This window comes from Vibrio sp. 10N.247.310.17 (genome assembly GCF_041466605.1).
Taxonomy (GTDB): Bacteria; Pseudomonadota; Gammaproteobacteria; order Enterobacterales; family Vibrionaceae; genus Vibrio; species Vibrio tasmaniensis_A.
In genome coordinates this window covers 1-3,770 of record NZ_JBFSTC010000177.1, presented here as the reverse complement: position 1 = coordinate 3,770, position 3,770 = coordinate 1, and the positions used below count along the sequence as shown (strand labels likewise).

General features: G+C 42.0%; 4 protein-coding genes. 3 read left to right on the top strand and 1 reads right to left on the bottom strand.

The window, feature by feature from the left end:
• Nucleotides 1–96: 96 nt before the first annotated feature.
• The gene (locus AB6D80_RS24405) at nucleotides 97–1,728 is read right to left on the bottom strand and encodes an alpha-glucosidase (protein ID WP_029223717.1); all 1,632 of its coding nucleotides are present in this window, start codon (nucleotides 1,726–1,728) and stop codon (nucleotides 97–99) included.
• A gap of 194 nt (nucleotides 1,729–1,922) precedes the next feature.
• On the opposite strand from AB6D80_RS24405, the gene AB6D80_RS24400 reads away from it, so the two are divergent.
• The 3 genes from AB6D80_RS24400 to AB6D80_RS24390 all read left to right on the top strand — a co-directional run bounded on the left by AB6D80_RS24400 (nucleotide 1,923) and on the right by AB6D80_RS24390 (nucleotide 3,612).
• Nucleotides 1,923–2,840 carry a LysR family transcriptional regulator gene (locus AB6D80_RS24400; protein WP_372189876.1) on the top strand — a complete coding sequence of 306 codons (918 nt, stop codon included), beginning with the start codon at nucleotides 1,923–1,925 and terminating at the stop codon, nucleotides 2,838–2,840.
• Between the two features lie 173 nt (nucleotides 2,841–3,013).
• Nucleotides 3,014–3,262: a prevent-host-death protein gene (locus AB6D80_RS24395; RefSeq protein ID WP_009845862.1), complete on the top strand. Its 249-nt coding sequence runs from the start codon at nucleotides 3,014–3,016 to the stop codon at nucleotides 3,260–3,262.
• An 11-nt stretch (nucleotides 3,263–3,273) separates the two neighbouring features.
• Nucleotides 3,274–3,612: a type II toxin-antitoxin system RelE/ParE family toxin gene (locus AB6D80_RS24390; protein ID WP_017096265.1), complete on the top strand. Its 339-nt coding sequence runs from the start codon at nucleotides 3,274–3,276 to the stop codon at nucleotides 3,610–3,612.
• Nucleotides 3,613–3,770: the final 158 nt, after the last annotated feature.

Sequence of the window (3,770 nt, the reverse complement as noted above, 5' to 3'; positions counted from 1 at the left end):
TACTACCGTTTTTGTTTTAAGTTCCCGCTAATCCGCGATGAACCATAAAAAAGGCAAGGAGAACCTTGCCTTTGGTGTGTTGAGTTTAACGTATGATTACAGTTTTACAGCAAATGATTCATACGGTGCCAGTTCAAGCTTGGCTGACAACTCAGTGACCGTTTGATAGTTATTGATCAGACAATCAAGCGTCTGAGTTTGGTATTGTTCAGGCATATCCAGTGTCAGGTTGTCGTTTGAGAAGTTACAAACTACAAACAGTTTTTCACCATCCAACTCACGTACGTAGGCGAAAACCTTGTCGTGTTCTTCAAAAACAGGAATGAATGAACCGTAGACAATCGCTGGGTGAGCTTTTCGTAACTCTATCAATGTCTTGTAGTGATAAAATATGGAACTTGGATCAGCCAACGCACTTTCGACGTTGATCTCTGGGTAGTTTGGATTCAGCTCAATCCAAGGTGTTCCGTCAGAGAAGCCTGCATTTGGTTGGTTGTTCCAATGCATGGGTGTTCTAGCGTTGTCACGGCTGTTCTCGTGAATGGCGTCCATCATGTGTTCATGAGTAACACCTGATTCCGTTTTTACTTTATAGAAATTGTGCGTTTCAATATCTTTATATTGGTCCAGATTGTCAAAAGCGACATTGGTCATGCCAATCTCTTCACCTTGATAAATGTAAGGTGTGCCTTTTAAGAAGTGCAAACACGTCGCCAGCATTTTTGCTGACTCAACTCGGAAGTGTTTGTCATCACCGTATTTTGAAACCAAACGTGGTAAATCGTGGTTGTTCCAAAAAAGGGAATTCCAACCACCATCGGCCAGCTCTAGCTGCCACTTGGTCAGCACATTTTTGAACTCTCGAAGATCAAGCGAAATAGGGTTCCATTTGTCACCGTTTTCCCATGTCAGGGTAATGTGCTCAAATTGGAATACCATAGAAAGTTCATTTTTACCTTGTCCGCTGTATAGCTTGGCTATTTCTGGTGTTGCGCCCCAAGTTTCTCCTACGGTTAACAAATCCTTGTTACCAAAGGTCGCCTGATTCATTTGTTGTAATAGCTTGTGCAGCCTTGGTCCGTTACCAGTGATTCCTTTATCGATCTCCTTACCAATAAGATCAATCACATCTAAGCGGAAGCCGCCGATGCCAAGGTCAATCCACCAGTTCATCATAGTATGAACTTCTTCTTGAACCTTCGGGTTTTCCCAGTTCAAATCTGGCTGACGTTTCGAGAATAGATGGAAGTAATATTGTTGTGTGAGTTCATCCCACTGCCAAGCACTTCCGCCAAAGATAGAACCTTGGTCATCCGGTGCGCTGCCATCCGGTTTTGCATCGCGCCAAATGTAATAGTCTCTATACGGATTGTCTTTTGAAGAGCGTGCTTGCTCGAACCAACGGTGCTCATCTGACGTATGGTTTACCACCAAATCCATAACAATCTTAATGTCACGCTCTTTCGCTTCACCCATCAGTCGTTTCATCTCTTCCATCGTGCCAAACTCTTCAGCAATCGCTTGGTAGTCGGAGATGTCGTAGCCGTTATCGTCCATTGGAGATTGATAAACAGGAGAGAGCCAAATGACATTAATGCCCAGTTCTTTAAGGTAATCGAGTTTGCTGATGATTCCATTTAGGTCACCGATACCGTCATTATTCGAGTCTAAAAAGCTACGCGGGTAAATTTGGTAGACCACTGCGTCATGCCACCATTTCTGTTCCATCTCAATGTCCACTTAATAAGTTAATTGACCTTACTATAGTGATTTCATCTTACACTGGGAAATAGCATTACTAATGCTCTCTATAGAAAAATCCTATATCATGAGCTCTATCCGCTGCGCACTGTGTTCAGTGGTTTAATTTGTTGAATTTCTAACCTCGCATTTTGTGATCGAATGCAAACTAAGAGAATCCTATGAACAAGCTATACCGATACTTTCTGATGGTTGCGCATACTGGCAGTATTAAAGGTGCCGCGGAAAAGCTGAATATTAGCCAGCCCTCCTTGACCGCTGCGATCAAGAAATTAGAGAGTGATGTTGGTGTGGCTATTTTTACTCGTAAGTCAAAAGGCGTTGAGCTTACCGAGTGCGGGTTGTTGTTTCGGGAGTTTGCACAAGAACAGCAAGAAAAGCATCTGTCGTTAATGCACCGCTTTACCGACATGCAGCAGCGCCAATCCGGTAAATTGAAGCTCGGCACTGGGGAAGCTTGGTGGGAACAATTTGTTTGCAAGGCGGTTGAGGAATACAAGCAACAAGAACGAATGGGCTCGCTACATTTGGAGTTCGGTAACAACTTGTCTTTGATGCACCATTTGGTTCAAGGCGATATCGACTTGTTTGTTGGCCATGAAATCTATGGGCTGCATGAGCGATGCAAAGTAACGTTTTACCCACTCTTTCAAGACAAAGAAGCGGTGTTTGTTCGAGCTAACCATCCATTGCTAACGAAGAAGCACTTAGACCCGATCTTGTTAAGGCGTGAGGTGTTGGCGTTTCCAATACTCCAAGTGACCCCCGATCACTCTCGACATAACTCTGTACTGTCTGACCACGTAAATTCACAGCCTGGCGGGCGTGATACTGAGATGGTTGGGCGAGATGTCTATGACGTTGACTCTCTTTTTGCGAGTTTAGATATGTTGAGAATGTCTAATGCTGTCATGCCATACAGTCATAAAATGTGTGACTGGATGAAAGACAAAGGCTTCGAAACCTTACTGATTGATGACTCTAAGTTAGGAAACGTTGGCCTCTACGCGAAACAGGGAGCGGAAGACCTCAAGATCAAGACGTTCATTGAGATCTTACAAAAAGCCAATTTTGATTAAGCATTACATGAAATACGAAACTCCTTTTGGTAAGCGTCCTGTTTTGGTTGTGCAAGGTGGTTTAAATAAAGTCTAAATTTGAACTTGCAGTGATCTGGTAGTACAATATAGCTATTGAATGAGTGATGACATTCAACTAACTAAAGCAACAAATACAAACAGGGTGAGTGATTATGGACACAGCAAATGTAGAAACCGTCAGTTTCTTAAAAAAAAATGCGGCTAACTTGCCTTTAAGTGAACCACTAACGATCACGCAAAATGGAAAACCTACGTATGTAGTTGAGTCGTATGAAGACCATAAAAAACGTCAAGATGCCATTGCGCTAATGAAACTGGTTAGCTTTGCAAAAAATGATGTTGTTCAAGATCGTGTAACTTCGTCTAGAGATTTAAGAAGTCGATTAGCTGCCCGTAAGTAACAAAGGTAAATATGACTCATAAAGTAGAAATTCAATACACGGAAACATTTGAAAATTCGCTAAATGATTCGATTGATCACCTAACTCAATGGAATGATGAAAAATCAGTCATTGAAGGGGTTGAGAGTCTTTTAGATGCCTTTGAAGAAAATGTGAGCCATAACCCTGACATGTACTCTAGATGTTCTGAGCTTGTAGGGTTGGGGGTCACTAGTATCAGAGAGTTCAAAAAATCGGGCTTTAGGCTGTTTTATGAGGTGAATAATGGCACGGTTATAGGCCTGGTCTTATTAAGGCAAAAACAAGACATATCAATGGCTCTCGTTGATTATTGCATCATACATAAATAGAGTTATAGCAGAGATTTAGCTGATGTACTTATAACCCCGTTTAGTGACTTACAGGGTGTGTTTTAATTCGAGTTAAGTGGCTGTTGTTAAAAGCTTTATGTTGCGGCGTTTTTCAAGGTAGTTGTCATCATTCGCTTGTTTACTAAGCAGCTTCTCTT